Here is a 503-nt window from a genome sequence, read left to right on the forward strand (position 1 = left end):
CCGGTGTCGATGACGTACGCGGTCACTCCCTCCCCGGCCTTGTCCGGGTAGGTGTACTTGTGGTCGCCTGCCGTGTCCGTCTGGTCGATGCGGTCCAGGCCCCAGGACGGCGGGTTGTCCTGGGTGGCGTCGATGTGGAACTTCTTGTTCTGCACCACCGTGGCGACCGCGGGGTCGGCGGCGAGGCGCTTGGCCTCCGTCTCGGTGAGGCTGTCGGCGGAGAAACCGTTGACCGCCGAGCCGAAGGTGCGGCTGATCCTGCCGCCGTACTCCGTGGCCAGGTCCTTCTTCTCGGCAGCGGAAGCCTTCTGGTCCAGAAGGACGACGAAGCTGCCGGCCACGGCTCCTTCGGCGTGCAGGCCGTAGACCTTGCCTTCCGCAGGCTGTCCGGCCTGGGCGGCAGGGGACACGTACAGGGCCGTGCCTACGACGGTTGCGGCGGCCGCGATCGCGGTGACGGTCTTGGCCTTGCTTATGCGTTTGTGATGCGCCGTCAAGAGGGG

The 503-nt window shown here is 68.0% G+C and carries 1 protein-coding gene; it reads right to left on the minus strand.

Going from position 1 to position 503, the window contains the following annotated elements; all coding sequences use genetic code 11:
• On the minus strand, positions 1–497 hold a 497-nt coding region (locus tag BEK98_RS47660; protein WP_208643455.1), incomplete at its 3' end, for a protease inhibitor I9 family protein.
• Positions 498–503 lie beyond the last annotated feature (6 nt).

It is taken from the genome of Streptomyces diastatochromogenes (assembly GCF_002242805.1).
GTDB lineage: Bacteria > Actinomycetota > Actinomycetes > Streptomycetales > Streptomycetaceae > Streptomyces > Streptomyces diastatochromogenes.